This is a genomic window from Streptomyces sp. NL15-2K, from assembly GCF_030551255.1.
Taxonomy (GTDB): domain Bacteria; phylum Actinomycetota; class Actinomycetes; order Streptomycetales; family Streptomycetaceae; genus Streptomyces.
In genome coordinates this window covers 5,174,962-5,199,056 of the sequence record NZ_CP130630.1, presented here as the reverse complement: position 1 = coordinate 5,199,056, position 24,095 = coordinate 5,174,962, and the positions used below count along the sequence as shown (strand labels likewise).

The following is a 24,095-nucleotide window of genomic DNA, read 5'->3' as shown; positions in this document are numbered from 1 at the left end:
GAGTGAGACACGAAACAGAGCAAGAGCTAACACTCATACGAGGGACAGAACTTCACCCTCACGAGACACACTCAAACCGCAGAGCTAACGCCCGCGTCTCCACCGGCGACCAAGAGGCGCAGCTCCAGCGTGACGCGCTCGCCGACGCAGGCTGCGCCCGCATCTTCGAGGACAAGGCGAGCGGCAAGAACACCGATCGGCCAGAGCTGCACGCAGCACTCGACTACGCCCGTGCCGGCGACAGCCTGTGTGTGTGGAAGCTGGACCGCTTCGCTCGGTCGCTCATCGACCTCGTGTCCATGGTCGACACCCTTCGAGAGCGGGACATCGGCTTCAAGGTGCTCACGGGTGCACTGGCCAACATCGACCCCGGCACGGCCGACGGCCGCCTCATGCTCCAGGTCGTCGGAGCGATGGCAGAGTTCGAGCACAGCCTCATCAAGGAGCGCACCCGCGCCGGGCTGGACGCGGCCAGGGCGCAGGGGCGTACCGGTGGACGGCCCGCTGTCATGAACGACGACATGCTCACGGTCGCCCGCGCCAGACGGGCCAAGGGCGAGAGCGTCAACGCCATCGCCAGGGCCCTGGGCGTCTCACGCGCCACGCTGTACCGGCACATCGGCGAGGGCGCCTGAGGCAGGCGTACCCGCCGCCCGCCGGACGTCTTGCGTGGAGTGGACTCGAAGGGGTTCGCTTGGCGACCATGGAATACACGCAGCTGGGACGTACCGGACTCAAGGTCAGTCGCATCGTGCTCGGCACGATGAACTTCGGGCCTCAGACGGATGAAGCCACCAGCCACACCATCATGGATGCGGCGCTCGATGCGGGGCTGAATTTCGTTGACACTGCAAATGTGTACGGGTGGGGTGAGAACAAGGGGCGCACCGAGGAGATCGTCGGTACCTGGTTCGCAAAGGGCGGCGGGCGTCGTGACAAGACGGTCCTGGCCACCAAGGTCTACGGGAACATGGGCGCCGACGGACCGGCCTGGCCCAACCATGACCGGCTCAGCGCCGTGAACATCCGCCGTGCCGTGGACGCTTCCCTCAAGCGGCTCCAGACCGACTACATCGACGTCTACCAGTTCCATCACATCGACCGTTCGACGCCGTTCGAGGAGATCTGGCAGGCGATCGACGTCCTGGTCCAACAAGGGAAGATCCTTTACGCCGGTTCCTCGAACTTCCCCGGCTACAAGATCGCCCAGGCCAACGAGAACGCGAAGACACACGGCCGGGTCGGGCTCGTCAGCGAGCAGTGCCTCTACAACCTCGCCGAGCGCCGCGCCGAGATGGAGGTCATCCCTGCCGCGCAGGTCTACGGCCTCGGGGTCATCCCGTGGTCGCCGCTGCACGGCGGGCTGCTCGGCGGAGTCCTCAAGAAGGAGGCCACGGAGGGGCGCCGGGCGAGCGGACGGGCCGCCGACGCCCTCAAGGACGCCCGCACGCGCGAGCAGATCCAGGCGTACGAGAACCTGCTCGACAAGCACGGCATCGAACCAGGCGAGGCCGCCCTGGCCTGGCTGCTCACCCGTCCCGGCGTGACAGGACCGATCGTCGGCCCACGCACGCAGGAGCAGCTTGACTCAGCGCTGCGCGCCCTCGACCTGGACCTGGGCGCGGAGCTCCTTGCGGCTCTCGACGAGATCTTCCCGGGGCCGGGACCGTCCCCCGAAGCTTTCGCATGGTGAAGTAACAAATCTGCATGTGGACCGCTGCCTCCTGCTCTGCGTGCAGGGCGAGTTGGGGGTGGCGGTCGGCGCTCTCCGTGGTGCCACATGCGCGCTGGTGACACGCTACGATGCAGTTCGGCGTCAAAATTGCTGATCGAAGAAGTTGATTCCCGCGTCCAGCGCGGCGTCCATGATGGCGTGGCTGTCGGCTTCGTCGGTCTGCGGACCGAAGTTCATCGTCCCGAGGACGAGTCGGCTGACCTTGAGTCCCGTGCGTCCGAGCTGCGTGTACTTCATGACTGCCTAGCCAACGACGTGGAGTGCGCTCTATGCAAGCGTGCTTTCCACGACGTTCGACAGAACTGCGGCCGGTCGACCCGCTCCTGCTCCGGCTGTCCCCCTGTCCGGTGGGGGGACACTGCCCCCACAGAACCGGGGGACAGCCGGAGCGAGTTACGTCTACGACGCCTCTAGCGTTCCGGTACATGAGTACTTCCGCGTCACACACCACTCGCCGCAGCGTGCTCGCGCTCGGTACCGCGGCGGCGGCCACACCATGGCTCGGCGCAGCCTCTGCCCAGGCCCAGGCCCGGGTTCAGGCCCACACCGCGCCAGGAGAGCTCGACGAACTGGGCATCACAGAGCTGCGCCGGCGGATGGACGACGGACGGCTGGACGCCGAACGCCTCACCCGCTACTACCTGAACCGGATCGAACGCGTCGATCCCCTCCTGCGCTCGGTGATCGAGACCAACCCCGACGCGTTACGGGAGGCCCGGCGGCTGGACGCCGAACGGCGCCCGCGCGGACCGCTGCACGGCATGCCCATCCTGCTGAAGGATCTGGTGGAGACCGGGGACCGCATGCACACGACGGCCGGCTCCCTCGCCCTGGAAGGCCTCCGGCCGGCCAGGGACGCCACGGTCGCCGCCCGGCTGCGTGCCGCCGGTGCCGTCATCCTCGGCAAGACCAACCTGAGCGAGTGGGCCGGCGGGATGTCGCTCACCCACCACGCGGGCTGGAGCGCCCGTGGTGGACAGACCCGCAACCCGTACAAGCTGGACCGTTCGCCGAACGAATCCAGCTCCGGTACGGGGGTCGCCGTCGCGGCCAACCTGTGCGTCGCCGGGATCGGCACCGAGACGAACGGGTCGATCATCGACCCGGCGTCGGCGAACTGCGTCGTCGGCGTCAAGCCGACCGTCGGACTGGTCGGGCGCGGCGGCGTGATCCCCGGTGTGCCGAGCCAGGACAGCGTCGGCCCGATGGCGCGCACGGTCCGCGACGCGGCGATTCTGCTGGGCACCCTCGTCGGCGTCGACGACCGCGATCCGGCGACCGAGGCGAGCCGGGGCCACTTCCACCGCGACTACACCCGCTTCCTGGACGCCGACGGACTGCGCGGGGCCCGCATCGGCGTGCCGCGCTCCGTGTACTTCGGCTACAGCCACCACGCCGACGAGATCGCGGAGCGGGCGATCGCCACGCTGCGCGAGGCCGGCGCGACCGTGGTCGACCCGGCCGACATCCCGACGGCCGAGCAGTTGGAGGACCTGCCGAGCTCGATGGTCGTCCAGGTCTATGAGCTCAAGCGCGGACTGAACGCCTACCTGGCCGCCGCCCCCGGCGACCACCCGCGCAGCCTCGCCGAGCTGATCGAGTTCAACCGCGAGCACGCCGACCGCGAGCTGCGCTACGTACGGCAGGACGGGCTGGAGGCGGTGCACGAGCTGGAGTTCACCGAGCGTGAGTACCGCGAGGCGCTGGCCACCAACCACCGGCTGTCCCGCGCCGAGGGCATCGACGCGGTGCTGCGCCGGCACCGCCTGGACGCGCTGGTGATGCCGACCGCCGGACCGCCGGCCAAGATCGACCTGATCCGAGGGGACAGCTACGGCGGCGGCGCGTCGACCCCCGCCGCACTCGCCGGGTACCCCGCGATCAGCGTGCCGGCGGGGTTCGCGTTCGGGTTGCCGGTAGGGGTGACCTTCATGGGTACGGCTTGGAGTGAGCCGACGTTGCTGCGGCTGGCGTATGCCTATGAGCGGGCGAGCGGGGCGCGTCGGCCGCCGACGTATCGGTCGGCCGACGTCGGGTTCTGAGAGGGCGTCGTCAGTCGCGGGGGAAGTCGTAGGTTTTGAGGGTGAAGCCGAGGGGGGTGGTGGTCAGGTCGACATCGGTTCCGTAGTCGACGCGCAGCTCACACTGATACTCCCCGTCCTTGGGCTCGGTGTGAACGGTGCACCTGCCCTGGTAGGGGTCGGCAATGAGGTACACGGGGACCTCGGCTGCCGCGTAGGCCATCTTCTTGCGGCCGTAGTCGTTGGAAGCCGTTCCCTTCGAGACGACCTCTCCGATGAACTCGATGTCCTTGTACTGCCAGCGGCCCTCCTCGTCTTTCGTCGCGCCGCTGCGGAACTTGGCCACGTCGGGGCAGAAACCGTTCTGATGGCCGGGGAAGTCGACCCGGACATCCGAGAAGACCCGCGCGTGCCGCCTTCCGAAGCGGTCTTCGAGGGCCCAGAGGATCTCACGAATGGTTTCCCAGTGGATGTCCCGCTGCGGAGTCATGTAGATGTAGCCCCCGACGATCTCAACCTTGTATCCCTCGGGGACGGGCAGTCGCTCAAGCCGCTCGAACCACTCGTCCAAGCGCTTGGTGTTCTCGTCGGCCATATCGATCTCGACCCTGTCTTCCAGGACGGTCATCTGGCGCTCCTCCCCGGCTGCCCCCCATGGACGAGTGCAGCCGCGCAGTACAACGATACGCACAGTGACCGGGACACTGAGAGGAAAGCCACATGCCGGACCCCCACGCGTCGCACCTCGTCCCCCTCGCCCACCGCATCCTCGGCGCCGACAACACCCTCGGCATCTACCTCCACGGCTCCGCCGCCCTGACCGGCCTGCGCCCCCACAGCGACATCGACGTCCTGGTCGTCGTACGCGAACCCACCACGCACGCCCAACGCCGAGCCCTCGTCGACGAGTTGCTCAAGGTGTCCGGCGGCCCAAAGGCACGCCCCGTCGAGCTGATCGTCGTAGTGCAGTCGGAGGTGCGGCCCTGGCGCTACCCGCCCAACTGCGAGTTCCTGTACGGCGAGTGGCTGCGGGACGACTTCGAGCGGGGCCTCGTCCCCGCCCCCGAGCCGAGCCCCGACCTCGCGCCCCTCCTCACCATGGTCCTGGAAGGCGACGCACCCCTCTACGGCCCCCTGCCCGCCGACGTCCTCGACCCCGTCCCGCACGACGACCTCAGGCGCGCCATCGTCGCCGGCGTGCCGGAGCTCATGGACGAGTTGCACTCCGACACCCGCAACGTGCTGCTCACCCTCGCCCGGATCTGGACGACCCTGGCCACGGACACGATCCGTTCCAAGGACGCGGCCGCCGACTGGGTGCTCGAGAGGCTGCCGGACGAGCACCGGCCCGTGCTGGCGCACGCCCGTGCCGTCTACCTCGGTGACGAGCGTGAGCACTGGGACCGGGACGACCTGCGCCCCGCCGTCCGCCCTTGCGCGGACTTCCTCCGCCGGGCCATCGAGGATCAGTACCCGAGGGCGGCCGTGTAGGGCTCCCCCATCCCCCACCCCTGGTACAGGGCGTCCGCGAACGCCTCCGCGATCTTGTGCTCACCGCCGGCGTTGGGGTGCGTGCCGTCGTACGTATCGGTGTGGATGTCGTACGACGGCGGAATCGACGCCAGCAGCAGCGGCGAGCGGGGTTCGTCCAGGTCCGCCGCGGCCTTCGCCAGCAGTTCGTTGAAGAGGTCGACCTGCGCGGCGAAGGACGGGTCCGACGCGGCCCGGGTGTTCGGGATGACCGGCAGCAGCACCATCCGCACGCGCGGCCTGGCCGCCCGTGCCTCGGCCACGAACTCCCGTACGTTCTGCGCGGTCTGCTCCGCGTTCGTGTAGAAGCCCAGGTCGATCAGGCCCAGGGAGACCAGCAGGACATCCGCCCGGCAGCCGCGCACCGCCTCCCCGATCAGCGGAGCCATGTGCAGCCAGCCCTCGCCCCAGCCGGCCAGGTGGGCGCGGGGGAAGTCCGGTTCGGCGTAGGCGTACGACGTCGGCGCGTCCGCGGCCTTGTCGTACAGCGTCTCGCGCGGGCCGACCAGGGCGAACGGGCCGCCGTACGTCGTGCACAGGTGCCGCCACATCCGGTAGCGCCACGTGTGGTCGCCCGTGCTTCCGATCGTCATGGAGTCGCCGACCGGCATGATCCTGAGCATCCGCTCATCATGAGGGATCGCGGCGGCGGGCGTGGTGTGAGTCCGGCCACGCGCCGTGAAACGTCGTTCGGGATGGCAGGCTTGACGGCATGCGCCGACCCTTCGCTCTCCTCGCCGGAATCCTGCTCGTGGGTGCGTTCGCCGTGCCCGCCTCCGCCGCCGACGGCGACAAGAGCTTCACCATCAAGGACACGCGCATCACCGAGTCCAGCGGCCTCGCCGCCTCACGTCAGCACCCCGGCATCTACTGGACGCACAACGACCAGGACAAGGGCGCCTACCTCTACGCGGTCGACAGCGGCACCGGCGAGACAGTCGCGACGATCACCATGACCGGTGTGGGCACGCCACGTGATGTCGAGGGCATCGCCATGGGCCCCGACAACCAGCTCTATGTCGGCGACATCGGCGACAACTTCGGCGGCCGGTGGCCCTACGTGTGGGTCTACAAGCTGCCCGAGCCCAAGACGCTCAAGGACCAGACGATCCGGGCCACCCAGTACGTCGTGAAGTACTCCGACGGCCCCCGGGACGCCGAGTCGCTCGTCGTGCACCCCAAGACCGGGCGGGTCTACATCATCGACAAGAAGGAGGACGGCGGGCATCTCTACGAGGGCCCGGCCGAGCTCTCCCCCTCCGGGAGCAACATCTTCAAGCCCATCGCCCCGGTCGACCTGTGGGCCACCGACGCCGCATTCTCTCCGGACGGCCGGCAGCTCGCCGTACGCGGCTACCTCGGCGGCATCTGGTACGACTGGAACGGCGGGAAGATCAAGCGGGGTGAGCGGCTCAGCGTGCCGCTTCAGGGGCAGGGGGAGTCCGTCAGCTACTCGGCCGACGGCACGAAGATCATGTACGGCAGCGAGGGCACGGACAGTCCGGTGGCGGCGAAGGACGCTCCCGGTGACGGTGGGTCCGAGTCACCGTCCGGCAGTGGGGGTTCGGGCTCGTCGGATGCCTCGGACGGCGACGGCGGCAGTGGTGACGGCAACGTGAAGACGGGGGCGATCGTCCTGGCCGTCGCTTTCGTGGCGCTGCTGGGATTCCGGCGGTTGCGGCGCAGAAGGTAGTGCCGGGGCACTAGTGCCCCGACAGGCAACGTTCGCCCCGTCGCGACGCCCGGCACGTGCTCTCGCCGCACCGGCCGAAAGCCCAAGTACGTCCAGTACGAGGGCTTCCGGCCGGCACGCCGAGAGCACGCACCGGACGCCGCTCCTTGACGGGCAAACGTTGCCTGCCGGGGCACTAGGGCCTGTGTCGAAAGTGGCGCCTGCCGGGCGGCGCCCGGCACGCTTGCCCACTGCCCTAAAGGCGTGGGAGGTGCCCCCACTCGCCGCACCGGGCGAAAGCCCAAGTACATCCAGTACGAGGGCTTCCGCCCGGCCCGCCCTTCGGGCGGACGACGCCACTTTCGACACAGGCCCTAGGTCACCGCGCTGCCCGACGCCGTGACACGAACGCCTCCAGCCCGTCCAGGATCCGCTGCAGCCCGAACTCGAAGTGGTCGAAGTCGGGGCCGAAGGTGTCCTCGGAGAGGGAGGCCATGACCGGGTAACGGCCCGACGCCATGGCCTTCTCGAGTGCGGGCACCTGGGCCTGCCAGAACTCCGCGTCCGTGAGGCCGGTCCGGTGCTCCGCCTCCTGCTGGTACAGCTGGGTGCGCGCGGCGCCGACGACGTACCCGTCGATCGCGATGATCGCCGAGACCAGCTCGGGGTCGGTCAGCCCCATCGGCCTGATGCGTGAGAGCACCTTCTCCATGCTGTCGAGCGCGCTCGGGCCGAGGATCGGGCGTGACTGGTTGACCCGGAGCAGCCAGGGGTGGCGGCGGTAGAGGGCGAGCGTCGAACGGCCCATGGCCTCCAGGGCGGAGCGCCAGCTTCCGTCGCCGAGGTCCGCCGGGTTCTCGGAGGGCCTCTGGACGCGGTCCAGCATCAGGTCGAGCAGCTCGCCCTTGCCTGGGACGTAGCGGTACAGCGACATCGTGCCGGTGCCGAGCTCGGCGGCGACGCGGCGCATCGACACCGCCTCCAGGCCCTCGGTGTCCGCGACCCGGACGGCCGCTTCCACGATCTGGTCGAGGGTCAGGGTCGGCTTGGGACCGCGACTGGGGCGCCGGCCGGTGTCCCACAGCAGCTGGAGGGTGCGCTCGATGTCGCCGCTGCCACTGGTTTCCGTACCGCCGCCGGTATCGCTGCTGCCGCCCTTGCCGCTCGTCATGCGATTCAGCTTAGGTCCTCGGAAAATAATTGGGTACGGCGTACGCGCAATCGGGTACGGTGTACTCAGTTACCTAGGGAGGGAATCCATGGAGGGGTACGCCGTCCAGGCACAGGCCCTGGAGAAGCGCTACGGCGAGAAGCGCGCTCTCGACGGCTTCGACCTGGCCGTCCGTGAGGGCACCGTGCACGGCCTGCTCGGGCCGAACGGCGCAGGGAAGACCACCGCCGTCCGCATCCTGTCCACGCTCGTCCGGCTGGACGGCGGCCGTGCGACGGTGGCTGGGCTGGACGTGGCCCGGCAGTCGCGCGAGGTGCGCGCCCGGATCGGGCTCACCGGGCAGTACGCGGCCGTGGACGAGGTGCTCACCGGCCGGCAGAACCTGGAGATGTTCGGCCGCCTGTTCCACCTCGGCGGCAAGCGGGCCAGGCTGCGGGCCACCGAACTGCTCGAGCAGTTCCACCTGACCGACGCCGCCGACAAGGGCGTCGGCGGCTACAGCGGCGGCATGCGGCGCCGACTCGACCTCGCCGCCTCGATGATCCTCGCGCCGGCCGTCCTCTTCCTCGACGAGCCGACGACGGGCCTCGACCCCCGTAGCCGGGGAGAGGTCTGGGAGTCCGTACGGGCGTTGGTGGCGAGCGGCACGACCGTGCTGCTGACCACGCAGTACCTGGAGGAGGCCGACAAACTCGCCTCGCACATCACCGTCATCGACCAGGGGCGGGCCATCGCCGACGACACCCCGGACGGGCTGAAGAACCGGATCGGCGGCGACCGTATCGAGGTCGTGGTCGCCGAGCGGTCCGAGATCCCGCGCGTGGTGAAGGTGGTCGCCCGGGTCTCGGACGGCGAACCCGAGGCGAACGAGGGGGAGTTGCGGGTGCACGCCCCGGTGACCGACCGGGTGTCCGCGCTGACCGAGGTGGCGCGGACCCTCCAGGACGAGGGCGTCCGGGTCGAGGACATCGGCCTGCGCAGGCCGAGCCTGGACGACGTGTTCCTGCACCTGACCGGACGCCGGACCGAGGCTTCGGAAGCGAAGGGGGCCGCCGCATGAGCGCCGTCGACTTGAGCTCGCCGGGCACGCGTGGGGCTACGTACTGGCTGCTCGCGGACTGCTGGAACATCGTCCGGCGCGGCCTGACCCACTACCGCCGCCAACCCGTCAACATCGCCTGGCAACTGGGCTTCCCGATCCTGTCCGTCCTGCTCTACGGCTATGTCTTCGGCAGCGCCATGCAGGTGCCCGGCGGCGGGGACTACAAGGACTTCCTGATGCCCGGGATGTTCGTGATGACGATGGCGTTCGGCTTCATCAACACCGCCACCGTCGTCGTCTACGACTCCACCAAGGGCGTCATCGACCGCTTCCGCTCCATGCCCATGGCGTCCTCCGCCGTGGTTGCCGGACGCGGGGTGACCGATCTGATCGTCGCCTGCGCGGAGTTGGCGATCATGATGCTCACGGCGCTGGCCATGGGCTGGCGGCCGGACGGGGGCTGGGGCTTCCTGGCCGCGTTCGGGCTGCTGCTGTGGCTGCGGTTCGCGCTGATCTGGATCGGGGTGTGGCTCGGGCTGCTCGTGCCCAACCCGGAGGCGGCGGGCGGCCTGTTCGCGGTCGCCTTCCCGCTCACGATGATCTCCAGCATCTTCGTCGCGCCGCAGCTCATGCCCGATTGGCTGGGCTGGGTGGCCGCTTGGAACCCGATCTCCTCCACGGCGGCGGCCGCCCGTGAGCTGTTCGGGACGCCGGTCGGGGGCGGTGACTCCTGGGTCGAGGAGCACGCGCTGCTGATGGCGGGGGTGTGGCCGGTGGTGCTGACGGTGATCTTCCTGCCGCTGGCGGTGCGGAGGTTCCAGAAGCTGAGCCGGTGACGTTCGGTCGGCCGGTGACGTCCGGTGTGCGGGAGTGATGCCGGGTGCGCGGGAGTGATGTCCCGCGCACCGGGCGGTGTCAGTTCTCTTGACGTGTTCATGTGACGTGACTTCCATGGAATGTGCGGGAAGTGGGAGCGCTCCCACTCGTTCCGGGCCCGCGCTCCCGAGAGGAAGCAGCGACATGTTCCGCAGCTTGCGAAGAGCGCTGTGCGCGGTGGCCGCCGCGCTCCTGTTACCGCTGGGGGCCGGCGCGCAGACGGCCCACGCGGCGGAGCCCGGCGCCGGCTACTGGCACACCAGCGGCCGCCAGATCCTGGACGCGGCCGGGCAGCCGGTCCGGATCGCCGGGATCAACTGGTTCGGCTTCGAGACCGCCAACCACGTCACCCACGGCCTGTGGGCCCGCGACTACAAGAGCATGATCGACCAGATGAAGTCGCTGGGCTACAACACCCTCCGCGTGCCCTTCAGCGACGACATCCTCAAGCCCGGCACCATGCCGGACAGCATCAACTTCGACGGCAAGAACACCGATCTGCGCGGGCTGACGTCCTTGCAGGTCCTCGACAAGATCGTGGCGTACGCAGGTCAGGGCGGCCTGAAGGTCGTCCTGGACCGCCACCGCCCGGACGCGGCCGGCCAGTCGGCGCTCTGGTACACCTCGGCGGTCCCCGAGTCGACGTGGATCAACAACCTCAAGGCCCTGGCCACCCGCTACAAGGGCGACCCCACCGTCATCGGCATCGACCTGCACAACGAACCGCACGACCCCGCCTGCTGGGGCTGCGGCGACACGGCCAGGGACTGGCGCCTGGCAGCCGAACGGGCGGGCAACGCCGTGCTGGCCGCCAACCCCGACCTGCTGATCTTCGTGGAGGGCGTGCAGACCTTCAACGGCGTCTCCGGCTGGTGGGGCGGCAACCTGATGGGCGTCGCCCAGTACCCGGTCCGCCTCGACGTGCCGAACCGGCTGGTGTACTCCGCCCACGACTACGCCACCAGCGTGGCCCAGCAGAGCTGGTTCGACGACCCCTCGTTCCCCGCGAACATGCCGGGGATCTGGGACAAGTACTGGGGCTACATCTTCAAGCAGAACATCGCGCCGGTGTGGGTCGGCGAGTTCGGTACGACGCTCCAGTCGACGGTGGACCAGAAGTGGCTGGCCGCGCTGGCGGCGTACCTGCGCCCGACCTCGACGTACGGCGCCGACTCCTTCCACTGGACCTTCTGGTCCTGGAACCCCAACTCCGGTGACACGGGCGGGATCCTGAAGGACGACTGGCAGACGGTCGACACGGTGAAGGACGGCTACCTGGCGAGCATCAAGGCGCCGGGCTTTCCGGCCGGTGGCGGCGGTCCCGGAGGGCCGGGCGACCCCGGAGGCCCTGGCGGAGGCACGGCCGCCTGCACCGCCGCCTACGCCGTCAGCAGCGACTGGGGCGGCGGCTTCAACGCCGAGGTGAAGGTGACCAACTCGGGCACGACACCCCTCAAGTCCTGGAAGGTGACGTGGACGTGGCCCGGGACACAGAAGGTCACCAGCATGTGGAACGCGTCGTACACACAGACGGGCGGGACGGTGACGGCCGTCAACGCCGGCCACAACGGGGCGATCGCGGCGGGCGGCTCGGCGAGCTTCGGCTTCGGGGGTGCGCCCGGGGGTGGGGGAGTGCCGAGTGTGAGCTGTACGGCGGCGTGAGGGCGACGGCGGGATGAGGCGGGGGCGCCTGGTGTTCTCCGGGCGCTCCCGTGGTCACCGTCTCCGGAACTCATCGCTGTGCCACCGACCTCTGGCCGGACGCGACCTCCTCCGCCTCCCAGCGCAGCAGGTCTCCCGGCTGGCATTCGAGTACCTCGCAGAGCGCGGCGAGCGTGGTGAAGCGCACCGCCTTGGCGCGGCCGTTCTTGAGCACCGCCAGATTCGCGGGCGTGATCCCGACGCGGTCCGCGAGTTCGCCCACGGACATCTTCCGCTTGGCCAGCATCACGTCGATGTCGACGGCGATCGGCATCAGATCACCTCTGCCAGCTCGGCCTGCATCTGCGTCGCCTCCACGTCGCGGGCGACGGCCTGGGCGAGCAGCATCCGCAGCACGAGCACGATGAGCGCGACCCCCAGGATGGCCACGACAGCCCCGCCCACCAGCAGGACGACGCCCGGCGCGACGGCCTCGCCCGGCGCCATGAGGACCCCGAGCGTGAACATCAGGAGGGCGGCCGCGACGAACGCGCCGATCACGATGTGCACGTAACGGAAGGCGGCGAGGGAGAACACGGTTCCCTGGCGCACCATCGTCACCAGCCGCCACACGCAGACCAGAACGACCTGGGCCGCCACGATGCCCAGGACGACGGTCACGAGGAACGCGGCGGGCGGGTACGCGAGGTCCGAGACGAATCCGTTCACGTCGCCGACCAGCAGCGGAACCATCACCGCCTGCACGACCACCGAGCCGGCGAGCAGCACCACGAGCACGGCGCGCAGCGCGAGCACTGTCAGCTTTCCCATCGCCTCTCCCTCGATCGACTTGCGATGAGAATCTATCGACAATCGATAGATCGGGCAAGGGGGCAAGGAGGCAAGCTGGAGATATGGACCGCTTCTCAGCCGGGAGGACGTGATGACGTCATGACGACGACGGCGAATCTGCCCGAGGTGGTGTCACCCGAGGAGTGGCTCGCCGCCCGCAAGGAACTGCTGGCCAAGGAGAAGGAGCTCACCCGGGCGCACGACCGGGTCAATGCCGACCGGCGGCGGCTGCCGATGGTCCGCGTCGACAAGCCGTACACCTTCGAGGGCCCGGACGGGACGGTGAGCCTGCTCGACCTGTTCGAGGGGCGCCCCCAGCTGGTCATGCACCACTTCATGTGGACCTACGACATCGACGCCGACGGCATCGAGCACCCCCGCGACACCGGCTGCCCCAGCTGCTCCTCCGCGGCCGACGGGATCGGCGGACTACGGCAGCTGCATGTCCGCAACACCACGCTGGTGGCGGTGAGCCGGGCGCCGTACGCGAAGCTCGCCGCCTACCGCGAGCGCATGGGCTGGACCTTCCCCTGGTACTCCTCGGCCGGCAGCGACTTCAACTACGACTTCCACGCCACCGTCGACGAGCGGGTCGCGCCGGTGCAGGTCTTCCACCGTGACGAGGCCGAGCTCGCCGAGGCCGGAATGCCGTGGTCGGAGAGCATGCGCGGCGACTGGCCGGGCCTCAGCGCCTTCCTGCGCGTCGGGGACGAGGTGTTCCACACCTACTCCACGTTCGGTCGTGGCATCGAACAGTTCCACTACGGCATCCCGTACCTCGACCTCACCGCACTCGGCCGCCAGGAGGCGTGGGAGGAACCGAAGGGGCGTGCGGTGCCGCTCGGCCTGCAAGTCGGCGGCCCCGCGCTGCGCCTGCCCGACGAGTACGACGAGGCCTGACAGCGACCGCGAGCCCGGCGGCGGAGCGGGGAGCACTCCGCGGTCAGGGTGGGTTACGAGATGGCCCGGAGCCTGCCGTGGGGCCGGTGGCGGAGTTGGTCGACGGCCTCAGCCGTCTTCTCGTCCGCGGGGAGGAAGACGACCAGTTGCTGGGCGTCCGAGGAGAGGTCGAGCGTCTCGCGGAGCAGCCGGAGTTCGCAGCCGGAGGGGTGGTTGAGGCGGAGGGTTCCCCGTCGCGGAACCACGTGCCGGTTCATGCGGCGCGTGAAGTCGGGGCCGGCGACGGGGGCGAGTTCCGCGGTGAACCACTCATGGTTCTCCACGGAGGGTCCGAGCCACAGGTCGAAGGCCTGCTCGTCCGCGATGTCGTCCCAGTCGGCGAAGAACGTCCGGGCGCGGGCGTCGGTGAAGACGTATCGGGTGAGGTTGGGGGCGTCGGAGTCGAGCAGCCCGGTTCCGCTGGTCACCGACTCGTAGCCGCTGGTGTGGGCGAGGACGTCGCCCAGCCGGTTCGTCACGACGGCGATCCCCGGTTCAAGGAGGCGGAGTGTCTCCAGGACCGACGGACGGACGTCGCGGCGCGGTGGTGCGGGCCGGGCGGCGTGAGCGGAACACTCGCCGCCAGTGATCTTCGAGAGGTAGCGCAGATGGTCGCGTTCCGCCGGGTCGAGGCTGAGCGCATCGGCGAGCGCGTTCACCACCGCTATCGAGGGATTGCGGTCACGGCCCTGTTCGATACGGGTCAGGTACTCGACGCTGATGCCGGCCCGCGCGGCGAGGTCCGAGCGTCGTAGGCCCGGTGAGCGGCGGCGGCCGTGAACCGGCAGTCCCAGCGATTCCGGCTGGATGCTGTCGCGCTTGGCCCGGACGAAATCCCCTAACGGCGTTCCCATGCCGTGAGCATACGGCGGCACCCGGTGACCGCGGCACTGCTCAGACTGGCCCTGCGGGGGCCAGCCTGAGCACGGTCTGGTTGGAGCCACGGAACGGCCCGATCGTGGTGGGCATGGAGAAGAACGAGCACAAGCTGGTGATCATCGTCGGAAGCGTCAGGGAAGGACGGTTCGGCCCGGTCGTGGCCTCATGGGTCGCCGAACAGGCAGGCACGCACGGCGGCTTCGAGGTGGACGTCGTCGATCTGGCCGAGATCGACATCCCGCTGGAGCTGCCCGCCGCGTCGCCGAAGTTCGCCGGCGACGACTACCCCCGTCCGGCCGGGATGGCGGCCCTGACGTCGGCTCTGGAGGGCGCCGACGCGTTCATCGTGGTCACGCCGGAGTACAACCACAGCTATCCCGCGTCGTTGAAGGCGGCCATCGACTGGCACTTCACCCAGTGGACGGCCAAGCCGGTCGCCTTCGTCAGCTACGGCGGTGCGGCAGGAGGCCGGCACGCGGTGCTGCACCTGGAGAACGTGCTGACCGAGCTGCACGCGGTGACGATCCGCGACGGTCTCGCCTTCCCGAACTACTTCACGGCGTGGCAGGACGGCCGCCCCCTCGACCCTGAGGCCCCCGGCTACGCCAAGACGCTGCTCGACCAGTTGGCCTGGTGGGCGGGCGCGCTCCGGTCGGCGCGCGAGGCCGCTCCCTATCCGGCTTGAATGTATCCGCGCCAGTCCTGACCGGTTCTCAGTCGGCAGTCGCGTTGTCCCTCCGCTCCCTCCACCGCCAGAACTCGTGAGGCCGGTGATCGTGCTCGAAACCGGCACCGAGAGTCCCCACGCGCTCGATCGCCTCCTCGGTACGCGGATCGTCGCGCCGGGCGAGACCGTAGGCGGCGTCCAGACGTACGAGTTGCTCGTCATCGTCGATCAACGCCGCCAAGGCGTCGGCGACGGCGGGCGTTCGGGCCCTGGACGCGGCCAGCACCGACGCGGCCGCACCCCGCGTACCGGCATCCGGGTCCTCGACCATGAGAAGCAGCACCCGGATGATCTCCGGTAGGAGCTCGTCGTCCCGCAAGCCCTCCCGGCACGCCGCGATCCGCACGTCGGCGTCCGGGTCCCGGGTGAGAGTGAGCAACGCGGCCCTGGCCGCGGGGCTGAGAGGGGCGTACGTGCCATACGTGGCGTACGTGGAGAGGGCGTAGGGAACTTCGCGGCGCACGCGGGGGTCGGGATGGCCGACGTAACGGAGCCCGATGGCCTCCTGGTCGGGATGCTCGCCGCCGATGAACAGATCGAGCACCTTCGCGAGCAGCTCGCTGTCCGGTTCTTCGGCCGCCCAGGCGGCGAGGAGTTCGGTTTCCTTCTTCTCGTAGTAGGAGTCATGGGAGCTGAAACGAACTATCGACTTGCTCCGCAGATAATCCAGCACGAACCGGCGGTGCGCCGGGTCAGGGGTGTGGCGGTGGGCCACCACGGCCGACCAGGTCTCATAGCTGCGACGCTGGGTGAGGATCCAGCAGGCCGTCGACCAGTTCACATGGTTCTCGTCCGACTGCTCGACAGCGCGGCCGACCAGTTCGTCGACGGGCGGCAGAATGCGGAAGGCCCACTCGAGCGAGGTCAGGATGGCGCCGTGCCCGGCTCGTACGACGAGTCCGCCGAGGGAAACCTGATCGACGTGGTCGTACTCGTCGTCCATGACCCGAAGCGTCGCGGCGGGACCCGACGCCCCCGTCCTACGCCGCAACTCCTCGACCGCGCCGGTCTCGTACCACTTCCGCGCCAGGCCGAGAAGCCGTTCACGGGCGTCCTCCGCAAGCCGCAGCCGCGGCTCGTCGCCCAGCACCGCCGAGAAGACCGCCGGGGAACCACCGTCGACGGCACGCCACAGCGGCGTGGTCCCGTCGGGCAACACCCGGTCAGGGTCCGCTCCACCCTCCACCAACGCTTCGGCGACCGGCGCGTCGTACCCCGCGACGGCCACGCACAGCACCGGCAGCCCGCCCGCGTCCCGGGCGTCGGGATCCGCGCCCCTGTCCAACAGCGCCCGCACCTCGTCGGCGTCCCCCGCTCGAACTGCCGTAGTGAGGTGGTGATTGGCAGATGTGTTCCACCCCCGCGAGGGAAACCCCCAGGTCACGCTTGCCTCCGGTGGAACACATCTGCCAATCGCTCAACGCAGAGGGCGCCCACCTCTCGCCGGGCGCCCTCTGCGTCGTGCCGCTCGAAGCGGCGAAACGGTGAAACGGCTACAGCTTCTCGATCACGTAGTCGACGCACTTCGTCAGCGCCTCGACGTCCGTCGGGGCGATCGCCGGGAACATCGCGACGCGGAGCTGGTTGCGGCCGAGCTTGCGGTAGGGCTCGGTGTCGACGATGCCGTTGGCGCGGAGGGTCTTGGCCACGGCGGCCGCGTCGATCTCGTCGGCGAAGTCGATCGTGCCGATGACCTGGGAGCGCTTGGCCGGGTCGGAGACGAACGGCGTGGCGTACTTGGACTCCTCGGCCCAGCTGTAGAGGCGGGTCGAGGAGTCCTTCGTGCGGGCCGTGGACCAGGCGAGGCCGCCCTGGCCGTTGATCCACTCCAGCTGCTCGTTGAGGAGGAAGAGGGTGGCCAGCGCGGGGGTGTTGTACGTCTGGTTCTTGCGGGAGTTGTCGATCGCCGTCGGGAGGGAGAAGAACTCCGGGACGTGGCGGCCGGAGGCGTGGACGCGCTCGGCGCGCTCCAGCGCGGCCGGGGAGAACACGCCGATCCACAGGCCGCCGTCGGAGGCGAAGGACTTCTGCGGGGCGAAGTAGTAGACGTCGGTCTCGGCGATGTCGACCGGGAGGCCGCCCGCGCCGGAGGTGGCGTCCACCAGGACGAGGGACCCGGCGTCCGCGCCCTCGACCCGCTTCACGGGTGCCGCGACACCGGTGGAGGTCTCGTTGTGGGTGAAGGCGTATACGTCGACGCCCGCCTCGGCCTGCGGCTCCGGGTGCGTGCCGGGGTCGCTGGAGATGACGGTGGGCTCGGCGAGCCAGGGGGCGAGCTTGGCGGCCTTGGCGAACTTGGAGGAGAACTCGCCGAAGCTGAGGTGCTGCGACTTGTTCTCGATCAGGCCGTGGGTCGCGATGTCCCAGAAGGCGGTGGAGCCGCCGTTGCCGAGGACGACCTCGTAGCCCTCGGGGAGCTGGAACAGCTCGGTGATGCCCTCGCGGACCTTGCCGACCAGGTTCTTGACCGGGGCCTGGCGGTGGGAGGTGCCCATGAGGGAGGTACCGGTTGCGGCCAGCGCGTCCAGCGCTTCCGTCCGCACCTTGGAGGGGCCCGCGCCGAAGCGTCCGTCGGCGGGCTTGATGTCAGCGGGAATCTGGATCTCAGCCACGAAGGGAGCGTAGCCGGTGGGGGAAACCTGGTCGAAACGTAGTCCGTCGGCTGAGACACGGACGCCTGGCGCTGAGACGTCGGACGCCGTGCGGTGAGACGTCGGACGCAGTGCGGTGAGACGTCGGACGCAGTGCGGTGAGACGTCGGGTGCCGGGGCGCCGAGACGAGGACGCCGGGCGGGCTGAAGGGGCGGACGCATGGTGATTGGCTGGACCCATGACGGATCTTGAGGCCGCGCTGCGCGAGGTCGTCCGGGGTGACGTCGGGTTCGACGTCACCTCCCGGGCGCTGGTCACCATGGACGCGTCCAACTACCGGCGTGTCCCGCTGGCCGTCGTGGCGCCGCGCGACGCCGACGACGTGGCGGCGGTGCTGGAGGTGTGCCGGGCGCGGGGTGTCCCGGTCGTCGCGCGGGGCGGAGGGACGTCGATCGCCGGGCAGGCGACCGGCACGGGCGTCGTGCTGGACTTCACCCGCCACATGAACCGGCTGGTGTCGATCGACCCCGGGGCGCGTACGGCGGTCGTGCAGCCGGGCCTGGTACTCGACCGCCTCCAGGAGGCCGCCGCCCCGCACGGGCTCCGCTTCGGCCCCGATCCCTCCACCCACAGCCGCTGCACGCTCGGCGGAATGATCGGCAACAACTCGTGCGGCTCGCACTCGGTGGCGTGGGGGACGACCGCGGACAGTGTGCGGGAACTGGACGTGGTCACCGCGCGCGGGGAGCGGCTGCGGCTCGGGCAGGAGTGGGCGGGGGCCCCGGAGGGGCTGCGCGGGCTGGTGGAGGGGGAGCTGGCCCGCCTGCGTACGGGCTTCCCCGAGCTGCCCCGCCGTATCTCCGGATACGCCCTGGACGCGCTGCTGCCCGAGAAGGGCGCGGACGTGGCCCGTTCCTTCTGCGGCAGCGAGGGCACCCTCGGGGTCCTCACGGAAGCGGTCGTACGGCTCGTCGAGGCACCACGCGCGCGTGCGCTCGCCGTGCTGGCGTACGGCGACGAGAGCGCGGCCGCCGAAGCCGCGGCGGGTCTGCTGCCGTACCGACCCCTCACCGTGGAGGGGATGGCGGCGGACCTCGTCACGTCGGCGGCCGTGCTGCCCAGGGGCGGGGCGTGGCTGTTCGTGGAGACGGGCGGGGAGACGGAGGCGGAGGCACGCGCGCGTGCCGATGCGGTCGTGCGGGCGGCGGACGTCGTGGATTCCCTGGTCGTGACTGACCCGGCCGGGCAGCGCGCGCTGTGGCGCATCCGGGAGGACGCGAGCGGTACGGCGACCCGCATGCCGGACGGTTCCGAGGCGTGGCCGGGGTGGGAGGACTGCGCGGTGCCGCCGGCCCGGCTGGGCGCGTATCTGCGGGACTTCCGCGCCCTGCTCGCCTCGCACGGGCTGCGCGGGACGCCGTACGGGCACTTCGGGGACGGCTGCATCCACGTCCGTATCGACTTCGACCTGCTGACGGAGGCGGGTATCGCCCGTTTCCGGCGCTTCTCGGAGGAGCTGGCCGAGGTGGTCGTGACGCACGGGGGCTCGCTGTCCGGGGAGCACGGGGACGGGCAGGCGCGGGCGGAACTGCTGCCGAGGATGTACGGCGAGGAGATGGTGACCCTCTTCGAGCGGGCGAAGGGGGTCTGGGATCCCGACGACCTGCTCAACCCGGGCATGCTGGTGCGGCCGGCCGCCCTGGACGCGAACCTCCGCTTCTCCGTCCTGCCCCGCGAGCCCGTCGACGTGGCCTTCGGCTACCCGTCCGACGGCGGCGACTTCGCCGCGGCGGTGCGGCGCTGCGTCGGGGTCGCGAAATGCCGTACGACGGAGGTGACCGGCTCTTCCGTCATGTGCCCGTCCTTCCGGGCGACCGGCGAGGAGGAGCACTCCACGCGCGGGCGGGCCCGGCTGCTGCACGAGATGCTGGCCGGCGAGGTGGTGACCGACGGATGGCGGTCCGAGGAGGTGCGGGACGCGCTCGATCTGTGCCTGTCCTGCAAGGGCTGCCGCTCCGACTGCCCGGTCGAGGTGGACATGGCCACCTACAAGGCGGAGTTCCTGCACCACCACTACGCGGGGCGGCGCCGCCCGGCCGCCCACTACAGCATGGGGTGGCTGCCGGTGTGGCTGCGGGCGGTGGCCCGTACGCGTACGGCGTCCGTGGTCAACGCGCTCGCCGCCGTACGGCCGTTCGGGTGGGCGGCGAAACGGGTGGGCGGGATTGCCCCGGAGCGGGAGATTCCGCGGGTGGCGCGGGAGACGTTCAGCCGGTGGTGGGGGCGGCGGGAGCCAGTCGACGCCTCCGGGGATCTGGTGATCCTCTGGCCTGACACCTTCACCGAGCACCTGTCGCCGTCCGTGGGGCGGGCGGCCGTACGCGTGCTGGAGGCGGCGGGGCTGCGGGTGGCGCTGCCGCCGACGCTGCGGATGCGCGTGCGCCCGGTGGGGGACGGTACGTCGAAGGCGGCGATCTCGCTGCTGAGCATGCGGCGGAGCCGCGTCTGCTGCGGTCTGACCTACGTCTCCACGGGCCAGCTGGACCGCGCCCGTACGGTGATGCGCCGCACGCTGGACCTCATGGCACCGGTGCTGGAGACGGACGCCCCGGTCGTCGTCCTGGAGCCGAGCTGCGCGGCCGCCCTGCGCACGGACCTGCCGGAACTGCTGCACGACGACCCCCGCGCCGCCCGCCTCGCCGCCAAGGTCCTCACCCTCGCGGAGGCCCTGGAACGCCTGGCCCCCGGCTGGACCCCGCCCCGCGTCGACCGCCCGGCGGCCGGCCAGACCCACTGCCACCAGCACGCGGTCCTGGGCGACGCGGCCGACCGCCGCCTGCGCGCGGCGGCGGGCCTGACCGGGGAACTGGCGGGCGGCTGCTGCGGCCTCGCCGGCAACTTCGGCTTCGAGAAGGGCCACTTCGAGGTGTCGGCGGCGTGCGCGGAGGAGCGGCTGCTGCCGGAGGTCAGGGAGGCCGCGGACGGGACGGTGATCCTGGCCGACGGGTTCTCCTGCCGTACGCAGATGGAGCAGTTGGCGGGGGTGCGGGGGCGGCATCTGGCGGAGGTGTTGGCGGAGGCGTTGGACAACGACACGTGACGGGCTTGGACAACGACAAGTGACGGGCTTGGACAACGACAAGTGACGGGCTTGGACAACGACAAGTGACGGGCTTGGACAACGACAAGTGGCGGGCTTGGAGGGAGACACGTGACGGGCTTGGAGAAGACACCTGACGGACGCCGACGCGCTGACGGCTTTCGGATCACGGCAGGGTCGCGAGTCAACTCGTAGGTTGGCGGTCTCACCTGTACGAACGTACGAAGGAGCCCGCCCGTGCCTCTCCGCCTCCAGCCCCTCACCCGCGACGAGCACCTGGCGTTCGTCGCCGCCCGCCCCTCCGCCAGCCACATGCAGGTGCCCTCCTGGGGCGACGTCAAGCCCGACTGGCGGGCGGAGAGTCTGGGCTGGTTCGACGAGGAGGGGCGGCTGGTCGGGGCGGGGCTCGTGCTGTACCGGCCGTTGCCCAAGCTGAAGAAGTACCTCGCGTATCTGCCCGAGGGGCCGTTGATCGACTGGCACGCGTCCGATCTCCGCGAGCGATGGCTCGAACCGATGCTCGCGTATCTGAAGGGCCGAGGCGCCTTCTCGGTCAAGATGGGCCCGCCCGTCGTAGTACGCCGCTGGAGCGCCGAAGCCGTGAAGGCGGCGATCGCCGACCCGGCGGCCCGGCGGCTGCGCGACGCGGAGGCCACCTCGCAGGATGCCCGCGCCCTCGATCTCGCAGAGCGCCTGCGTGGCGCCGGCTGGCGGCAGACCGAACCCGGCGGCGAGGACGGCTTCGCCGCCGGACAGCCGCGGTACGTCTGCCAAGTGCCGTTCGCCGGGCGGTCGTTGGAGGACATCCACAGCGGGCTCAACCAGCAGTGGCGGCGCAACATCAAGAAGGCGGAGAAGGCCGGCGTGAAAATCGTCCGCGGCGGCCACGACGACCTGCCCGCCTTCTACGAGCTGTACACCGAGACCGCCGAGCGCGACCGGTTCCTCCCGCGCCCCCTGACGTACTTCCAGCGCATGTGGACCGCGCTGACCTCCGAACACCCCGACCGCATGCGGCTCTACCTCGCTCACCACGAGGGCGACGTCCTCGCCGCGGCCACCATGCTCACCGTCGGCGACCACGTCTGGTACTCCTACGGCGCCTCCACCAGCCGCAAGCGCGAGGTCCAGCCCAACAACGCCATGCAGTGGCGCATGATGGCCGACGCCCACGAACTCGGTGCCGCCGTCTACGACTTCCGGGGCATCACCGACACGCTGGAGGAGTCCAACCACCTGCTCGGTCTCCTGCGCTTCAAGGTGGGCGCGGGCGGCGAGGCCGTCGAGTACCTGGGGGAGTGGGACTTTCCGCTCAACCGGCTGATGCACAAGGCGCTGGAGCTGTACATGGCGCGGCGCTAGTCGTTCCTGGCCTGGGACATTTCCATACTGGCCTGGGACAGTTCCATAAAGGGTTCACACGCCTGACGTAGTCCACTACCCTGGACCGCGCCGTACAGTGAGCTGAACGAAATGAACCCGAGCCCGCCCGGAAGGCCCCGTGAGCACCCCCCGCGCCACCCCGTCCAGCCCGACCCCGACCCCGGCCGCCCCGCCCCCGGCCCCCGCGTCGGCCGGCACCCCGCGCCGCTGGGGCGCCGGCTCCCTCGGCCCGGTGGGCCTGGTCCTCGCCGGAGGCATCTCGGTGCAGTTCGGCGGGGCCCTCGCGGTGACCCTGATGCCGAGGGCCGGCGCGCTCGGTGTGGTCAGGCCCTGTGCCGCCTGCCCGCCTCCACCTTCGCGGTCCTGATGAGCGTCGCTGATGAGCTGAGGTTCCCTGGGTGATCCTGGGTTTTCCTGGATGCCGGGAAGTGGTCCGTCGTGCTGGGCGGGGTTTGGACGCCTGCCGTGGGACCGTGGGCCGTCGCCGCCGGGTGCGGTGCGGGTGCTCATCGTGTGCGGTACCTGCCGCCTGCGGCGCCGTCGGCTGCGGCGATTCGGAGGCTGCGGTGTCCGCCCCGCCGGACGCTTTCCGCCCGGTGTGGACCCGGGCGGGGCGGGGACCCCGCGTCGCTTTCCTGGGCACGGGGCGGATTCTCAAGGAGACCGGAATCGTGACTGCTGCTCTCACCGGCCTCGCAGTGACACGCACGCTACCGAATGCACCATCACGCTCCTGCACCTCACGATAAACATCACCGGAAAGTGCTACAAAAGCGTGATCCCACCACATTGAGCACCACCCCGTGATACCCAGTCGCACCAAGGAACCACAGGCCATCAGGAGCACTGCGCACGACCCTGGAACCGGCCATCGCCGCGGCAGCCGGCTTCCTCCTCCTCAACCAGTCCCTGACCGCCACCGAGTCCGCCGCCATCGCCCTGGTCGTCGCGGCGAGCATGGGGGCGGTGCGGACGCAGGTGGGGCAAGGGAAGGTGACGCTGCCGGAGGCCTGAGAGAGGCCTGACGCAGGTCAGTCAGTGGGCTTCTCCCACACCGACACATGCTGCCGGCTCTCGCTCGTGAAGGGCTCCCGGTTCCAGCCGTCCCACCGCTCGCGCAGCCGAAGCCCGGCCAACTGGGCCATCAGGTCGAGCTCCGCGGGCCACACGTACCGGAACGGAATGGACGAGTAGGAGCCGCGGCCGTCCTCGACCTCGACGTGGTGCGAGCTCATGGCCTGGGTCGCCACGTCGTACAGGTCGAAACCCAGCCGCCTGCCGTCCACGTGGAACGGGACGACGTTCTGCCCGGGCGGCAGTCGGCGCAGGTCGGGGACCATGACCTCGACGACGAAGGTCCCGCCGGGCTGCAGATGGCCGGCGACGTTACGGAAACAGGCGACCTGTTCCGCCTGCGTCGTCAGGTTCATGATCGTGTTGAAGACCAGATACGCCACGGAGAACGTGCCGTCCACCTTCGGCGTCGCGAAGTCCCCGATTGTCACGCCGGTCCCGTCGCCGCCCGGCTTCGCCCGCAGCCGGGACACCATCGCCCGGGACAGGTCGATGCCGTGCACGGCGACACCGCGCCGCGCCAGCGGCAACGCGATACGTCCGGTCCCGATGCCCAGTTCCAGGGCCCGCCCGTCGCCGGTCCGACCGTCTCCGGCCCGCCCGTCTCCGGTCAGCCCGGCCAGGACATCGACCGCGGGTTCCACGACCTCGGACTCGAACATCCCCGCCGACGACTCGTCGTATCCGGCGGCGACGGACTCTCCGAAGTAGCCGTCGGCTTCGTTGATTTCGTCCTTTTCGTCCATCGGGCGACCGTACTGCGGGGGCCGGTCGGCGTGCGCGGCATTTTCCCTCGGCCGACTCTCCACGACCCCGGCCCAAAATCAATCCAAGCACACTTGCTTGTTTCTGGCCCCGCTG

21 protein-coding genes and 3 pseudogenes are annotated in these 24,095 nt (G+C 70.1%); 14 read left to right on the top strand and 10 right to left on the bottom strand.

Annotation, left to right across the window (positions count from 1 at the left end; all coding sequences use genetic code 11):
• The first annotated feature begins 35 nt into the window (after positions 1–35).
• Both Q4V64_RS23115 and Q4V64_RS23110 read left to right on the top strand, forming a co-directional pair.
• The gene (locus tag Q4V64_RS23115; protein WP_124441328.1) at positions 36–635 is read left to right on the top strand and encodes a recombinase family protein; all 600 of its coding nucleotides are present in this window, start codon (positions 36–38) and stop codon (positions 633–635) included.
• 68 nt (positions 636–703) lie between these two features.
• The gene (locus Q4V64_RS23110; protein ID WP_124441329.1) at positions 704–1,693 is read left to right on the top strand and encodes an aldo/keto reductase; all 990 of its coding nucleotides are present in this window, start codon (positions 704–706) and stop codon (positions 1,691–1,693) included.
• 135 nt (positions 1,694–1,828) lie between these two features.
• Here Q4V64_RS23110 and Q4V64_RS23105 read toward each other — a convergent pair.
• Positions 1,829–1,972, bottom strand: a pseudogene (locus tag Q4V64_RS23105) (aldo/keto reductase); the annotation flags it as partial.
• Positions 1,973–2,160: 188 nt separating this feature from the next.
• On the opposite strand from Q4V64_RS23105, the gene Q4V64_RS23100 reads away from it, so the two are divergent.
• Positions 2,161–3,777, top strand: coding sequence for an amidase (locus Q4V64_RS23100; protein ID WP_124441250.1), 1,617 nt, complete (start codon positions 2,161–2,163; stop codon positions 3,775–3,777).
• Positions 3,778–3,787: 10 nt separating this feature from the next.
• Here Q4V64_RS23100 and Q4V64_RS23095 read toward each other — a convergent pair whose 3' ends face one another.
• Positions 3,788–4,384: a Uma2 family endonuclease gene (locus Q4V64_RS23095; RefSeq protein ID WP_124441251.1), complete on the bottom strand. Its 597-nt coding sequence runs from the start codon at positions 4,382–4,384 to the stop codon at positions 3,788–3,790.
• 92 nt (positions 4,385–4,476) lie between these two features.
• Between Q4V64_RS23095 and Q4V64_RS23090 the strand changes: the two genes are divergently transcribed.
• Complete coding sequence (locus Q4V64_RS23090; RefSeq protein ID WP_124441252.1) at positions 4,477–5,247, top strand: aminoglycoside adenylyltransferase family protein; 771 nt, start codon at positions 4,477–4,479, stop codon at positions 5,245–5,247.
• Here Q4V64_RS23090 and Q4V64_RS23085 read toward each other — a convergent pair.
• Entirely contained in the window at positions 5,223–5,909 is a 687-nt protein-coding gene (locus Q4V64_RS23085) for an SGNH/GDSL hydrolase family protein (protein WP_124441253.1), read from the bottom strand. The two genes, Q4V64_RS23090 and Q4V64_RS23085, sit on opposite strands and share 25 nt — an antisense overlap.
• Before the next feature lie 89 nt (positions 5,910–5,998).
• Between Q4V64_RS23085 and Q4V64_RS23080 the strand changes: the two genes are divergently transcribed.
• The gene (locus Q4V64_RS23080; RefSeq protein ID WP_124441254.1) at positions 5,999–6,979 is read left to right on the top strand and encodes a WD40 repeat domain-containing protein; all 981 of its coding nucleotides are present in this window, start codon (positions 5,999–6,001) and stop codon (positions 6,977–6,979) included.
• 358 nt (positions 6,980–7,337) lie between these two features.
• On the opposite strand, the gene Q4V64_RS23075 is transcribed toward Q4V64_RS23080, so the two are convergent.
• A complete protein-coding gene (locus Q4V64_RS23075) occupies positions 7,338–8,129 on the bottom strand; it encodes a TetR/AcrR family transcriptional regulator (RefSeq protein ID WP_124441256.1) in 792 nt (263 codons plus the stop codon).
• Between the two features lie 88 nt (positions 8,130–8,217).
• On the opposite strand from Q4V64_RS23075, the gene Q4V64_RS23070 reads away from it, so the two are divergent.
• The 3 genes from Q4V64_RS23070 to Q4V64_RS23060 all read left to right on the top strand — a co-directional run bounded on the left by Q4V64_RS23070 (position 8,218) and on the right by Q4V64_RS23060 (position 11,709).
• A complete protein-coding gene (locus Q4V64_RS23070) occupies positions 8,218–9,189 on the top strand; it encodes an ATP-binding cassette domain-containing protein (protein WP_124441257.1) in 972 nt (323 codons plus the stop codon).
• Positions 9,186–10,007 carry an ABC transporter permease gene (locus Q4V64_RS23065; protein ID WP_124441258.1) on the top strand — a complete coding sequence of 274 codons (822 nt, stop codon included), beginning with the start codon at positions 9,186–9,188 and terminating at the stop codon, positions 10,005–10,007. Before Q4V64_RS23070 ends, Q4V64_RS23065 begins: the two co-directional genes overlap by 4 nt.
• Positions 10,008–10,191: 184 nt before the next feature.
• Positions 10,192–11,709 carry a cellulase family glycosylhydrolase gene (locus Q4V64_RS23060; RefSeq protein ID WP_124441259.1) on the top strand — a complete coding sequence of 506 codons (1,518 nt, stop codon included), beginning with the start codon at positions 10,192–10,194 and terminating at the stop codon, positions 11,707–11,709.
• 70 nt (positions 11,710–11,779) lie between these two features.
• Here the strand turns inward: Q4V64_RS23060 and Q4V64_RS23055 are convergent, their stop codons facing one another.
• Both Q4V64_RS23055 and Q4V64_RS23050 read right to left on the bottom strand, forming a co-directional pair.
• Positions 11,780–12,022, bottom strand: coding sequence for a helix-turn-helix transcriptional regulator (locus Q4V64_RS23055; protein WP_124441260.1), 243 nt, complete (start codon positions 12,020–12,022; stop codon positions 11,780–11,782).
• Entirely contained in the window at positions 12,022–12,519 is a 498-nt protein-coding gene (locus Q4V64_RS23050; protein ID WP_124441261.1) for a DUF2975 domain-containing protein, read from the bottom strand. The genes Q4V64_RS23055 and Q4V64_RS23050 overlap by 1 nt, the downstream gene beginning before the upstream one ends.
• Before the next feature lie 120 nt (positions 12,520–12,639).
• Here Q4V64_RS23050 and Q4V64_RS23045 point away from each other — a divergent pair, with 120 nt between their 5' ends.
• Positions 12,640–13,440 (top strand): DUF899 domain-containing protein, encoded by an 801-nt coding sequence (locus Q4V64_RS23045; RefSeq protein WP_124441262.1) that lies wholly within the window; start codon positions 12,640–12,642, stop codon positions 13,438–13,440.
• 53 nt (positions 13,441–13,493) lie between these two features.
• On the opposite strand, the gene Q4V64_RS23040 is transcribed toward Q4V64_RS23045, so the two are convergent.
• Positions 13,494–14,333, bottom strand: coding sequence for a helix-turn-helix transcriptional regulator (locus tag Q4V64_RS23040; protein ID WP_124441263.1), 840 nt, complete (start codon positions 14,331–14,333; stop codon positions 13,494–13,496).
• Between the two features lie 113 nt (positions 14,334–14,446).
• On the opposite strand from Q4V64_RS23040, the gene Q4V64_RS23035 reads away from it, so the two are divergent.
• Positions 14,447–15,043, top strand: coding sequence for an NAD(P)H-dependent oxidoreductase (locus tag Q4V64_RS23035; protein ID WP_124441264.1), 597 nt, complete (start codon positions 14,447–14,449; stop codon positions 15,041–15,043).
• 28 nt (positions 15,044–15,071) lie between these two features.
• Here the strand turns inward: Q4V64_RS23035 and Q4V64_RS23030 are convergent, their stop codons facing one another.
• On the bottom strand, positions 15,072–16,469 hold the full coding sequence (locus Q4V64_RS23030; RefSeq protein WP_124441265.1) for a HEAT repeat domain-containing protein: 1,398 nt from the start codon (positions 16,467–16,469) through the stop codon (positions 15,072–15,074).
• Between the two features lie 109 nt (positions 16,470–16,578).
• A complete protein-coding gene (serC, locus tag Q4V64_RS23025) occupies positions 16,579–17,697 on the bottom strand; it encodes a phosphoserine transaminase (protein WP_124441266.1) in 1,119 nt (372 codons plus the stop codon).
• A 218-nt stretch (positions 17,698–17,915) separates the two neighbouring features.
• Here serC and Q4V64_RS23020 point away from each other — a divergent pair, with 218 nt between their 5' ends.
• The 4 genes and pseudogenes from Q4V64_RS23020 to Q4V64_RS55150 form a co-directional block, all read left to right on the top strand.
• Positions 17,916–20,777: an FAD-binding and (Fe-S)-binding domain-containing protein gene (locus tag Q4V64_RS23020; protein ID WP_124441267.1), complete on the top strand. Its 2,862-nt coding sequence runs from the start codon at positions 17,916–17,918 to the stop codon at positions 20,775–20,777.
• A 237-nt stretch (positions 20,778–21,014) separates the two neighbouring features.
• Positions 21,015–22,139: a peptidoglycan bridge formation glycyltransferase FemA/FemB family protein gene (locus Q4V64_RS23015; RefSeq protein ID WP_124441268.1), complete on the top strand. Its 1,125-nt coding sequence runs from the start codon at positions 21,015–21,017 to the stop codon at positions 22,137–22,139.
• A gap of 139 nt (positions 22,140–22,278) precedes the next feature.
• Positions 22,279–22,485, top strand: a pseudogene (locus Q4V64_RS23010) (EamA family transporter); the annotation flags it as partial.
• Positions 22,486–22,997: 512 nt separating this feature from the next.
• Positions 22,998–23,174, top strand: a pseudogene (locus Q4V64_RS55150) (EamA family transporter); the annotation flags it as partial.
• A 17-nt stretch (positions 23,175–23,191) separates the two neighbouring features.
• Here Q4V64_RS55150 and Q4V64_RS23005 read toward each other — a convergent pair.
• Positions 23,192–23,980 (bottom strand): class I SAM-dependent methyltransferase, encoded by a 789-nt coding sequence (locus Q4V64_RS23005; RefSeq protein ID WP_253267063.1) that lies wholly within the window; start codon positions 23,978–23,980, stop codon positions 23,192–23,194.
• Between the last annotated feature and the right edge of the window lie 115 nt (positions 23,981–24,095).

Bases quoted from the DNA above. Each gene is read 5' to 3' on its own strand.
- Q4V64_RS23110 (WP_124441329.1), top strand. From the start codon at position 704: ATGGAATACACGCAGCTGGGACGTACCGGACTCAAGGTCAGTCGCATC.
- Q4V64_RS23100 (WP_124441250.1), top strand. From the start codon at position 2,161: ATGAGTACTTCCGCGTCACACACCACTCGCCGCAGCGTGCTCGCGCTC.
- Q4V64_RS23095 (WP_124441251.1), bottom strand. From the start codon at position 4,384: ATGACCGTCCTGGAAGACAGGGTCGAGATCGATATGGCCGACGAGAAC.
- Q4V64_RS23090 (WP_124441252.1), top strand. From the start codon at position 4,477: ATGCCGGACCCCCACGCGTCGCACCTCGTCCCCCTCGCCCACCGCATC.
- Q4V64_RS23085 (WP_124441253.1), bottom strand. From the start codon at position 5,909: ATGCTCAGGATCATGCCGGTCGGCGACTCCATGACGATCGGAAGCACG.
- Q4V64_RS23080 (WP_124441254.1), top strand. From the start codon at position 5,999: ATGCGCCGACCCTTCGCTCTCCTCGCCGGAATCCTGCTCGTGGGTGCG.
- Q4V64_RS23075 (WP_124441256.1), bottom strand. From the start codon at position 8,129: ATGACGAGCGGCAAGGGCGGCAGCAGCGATACCGGCGGCGGTACGGAA.
- Q4V64_RS23070 (WP_124441257.1), top strand. From the start codon at position 8,218: ATGGAGGGGTACGCCGTCCAGGCACAGGCCCTGGAGAAGCGCTACGGC.
- Q4V64_RS23065 (WP_124441258.1), top strand. From the start codon at position 9,186: ATGAGCGCCGTCGACTTGAGCTCGCCGGGCACGCGTGGGGCTACGTAC.
- Q4V64_RS23060 (WP_124441259.1), top strand. From the start codon at position 10,192: ATGTTCCGCAGCTTGCGAAGAGCGCTGTGCGCGGTGGCCGCCGCGCTC.
- Q4V64_RS23055 (WP_124441260.1), bottom strand. From the start codon at position 12,022: ATGCCGATCGCCGTCGACATCGACGTGATGCTGGCCAAGCGGAAGATG.
- Q4V64_RS23050 (WP_124441261.1), bottom strand. From the start codon at position 12,519: ATGGGAAAGCTGACAGTGCTCGCGCTGCGCGCCGTGCTCGTGGTGCTG.
- Q4V64_RS23045 (WP_124441262.1), top strand. From the start codon at position 12,640: ATGACGACGACGGCGAATCTGCCCGAGGTGGTGTCACCCGAGGAGTGG.
- Q4V64_RS23040 (WP_124441263.1), bottom strand. From the start codon at position 14,333: ATGGGAACGCCGTTAGGGGATTTCGTCCGGGCCAAGCGCGACAGCATC.
- Q4V64_RS23035 (WP_124441264.1), top strand. From the start codon at position 14,447: ATGGAGAAGAACGAGCACAAGCTGGTGATCATCGTCGGAAGCGTCAGG.
- Q4V64_RS23020 (WP_124441267.1), top strand. From the start codon at position 17,916: ATGACGGATCTTGAGGCCGCGCTGCGCGAGGTCGTCCGGGGTGACGTC.
- Q4V64_RS23005 (WP_253267063.1), bottom strand. From the start codon at position 23,980: ATGGACGAAAAGGACGAAATCAACGAAGCCGACGGCTACTTCGGAGAG.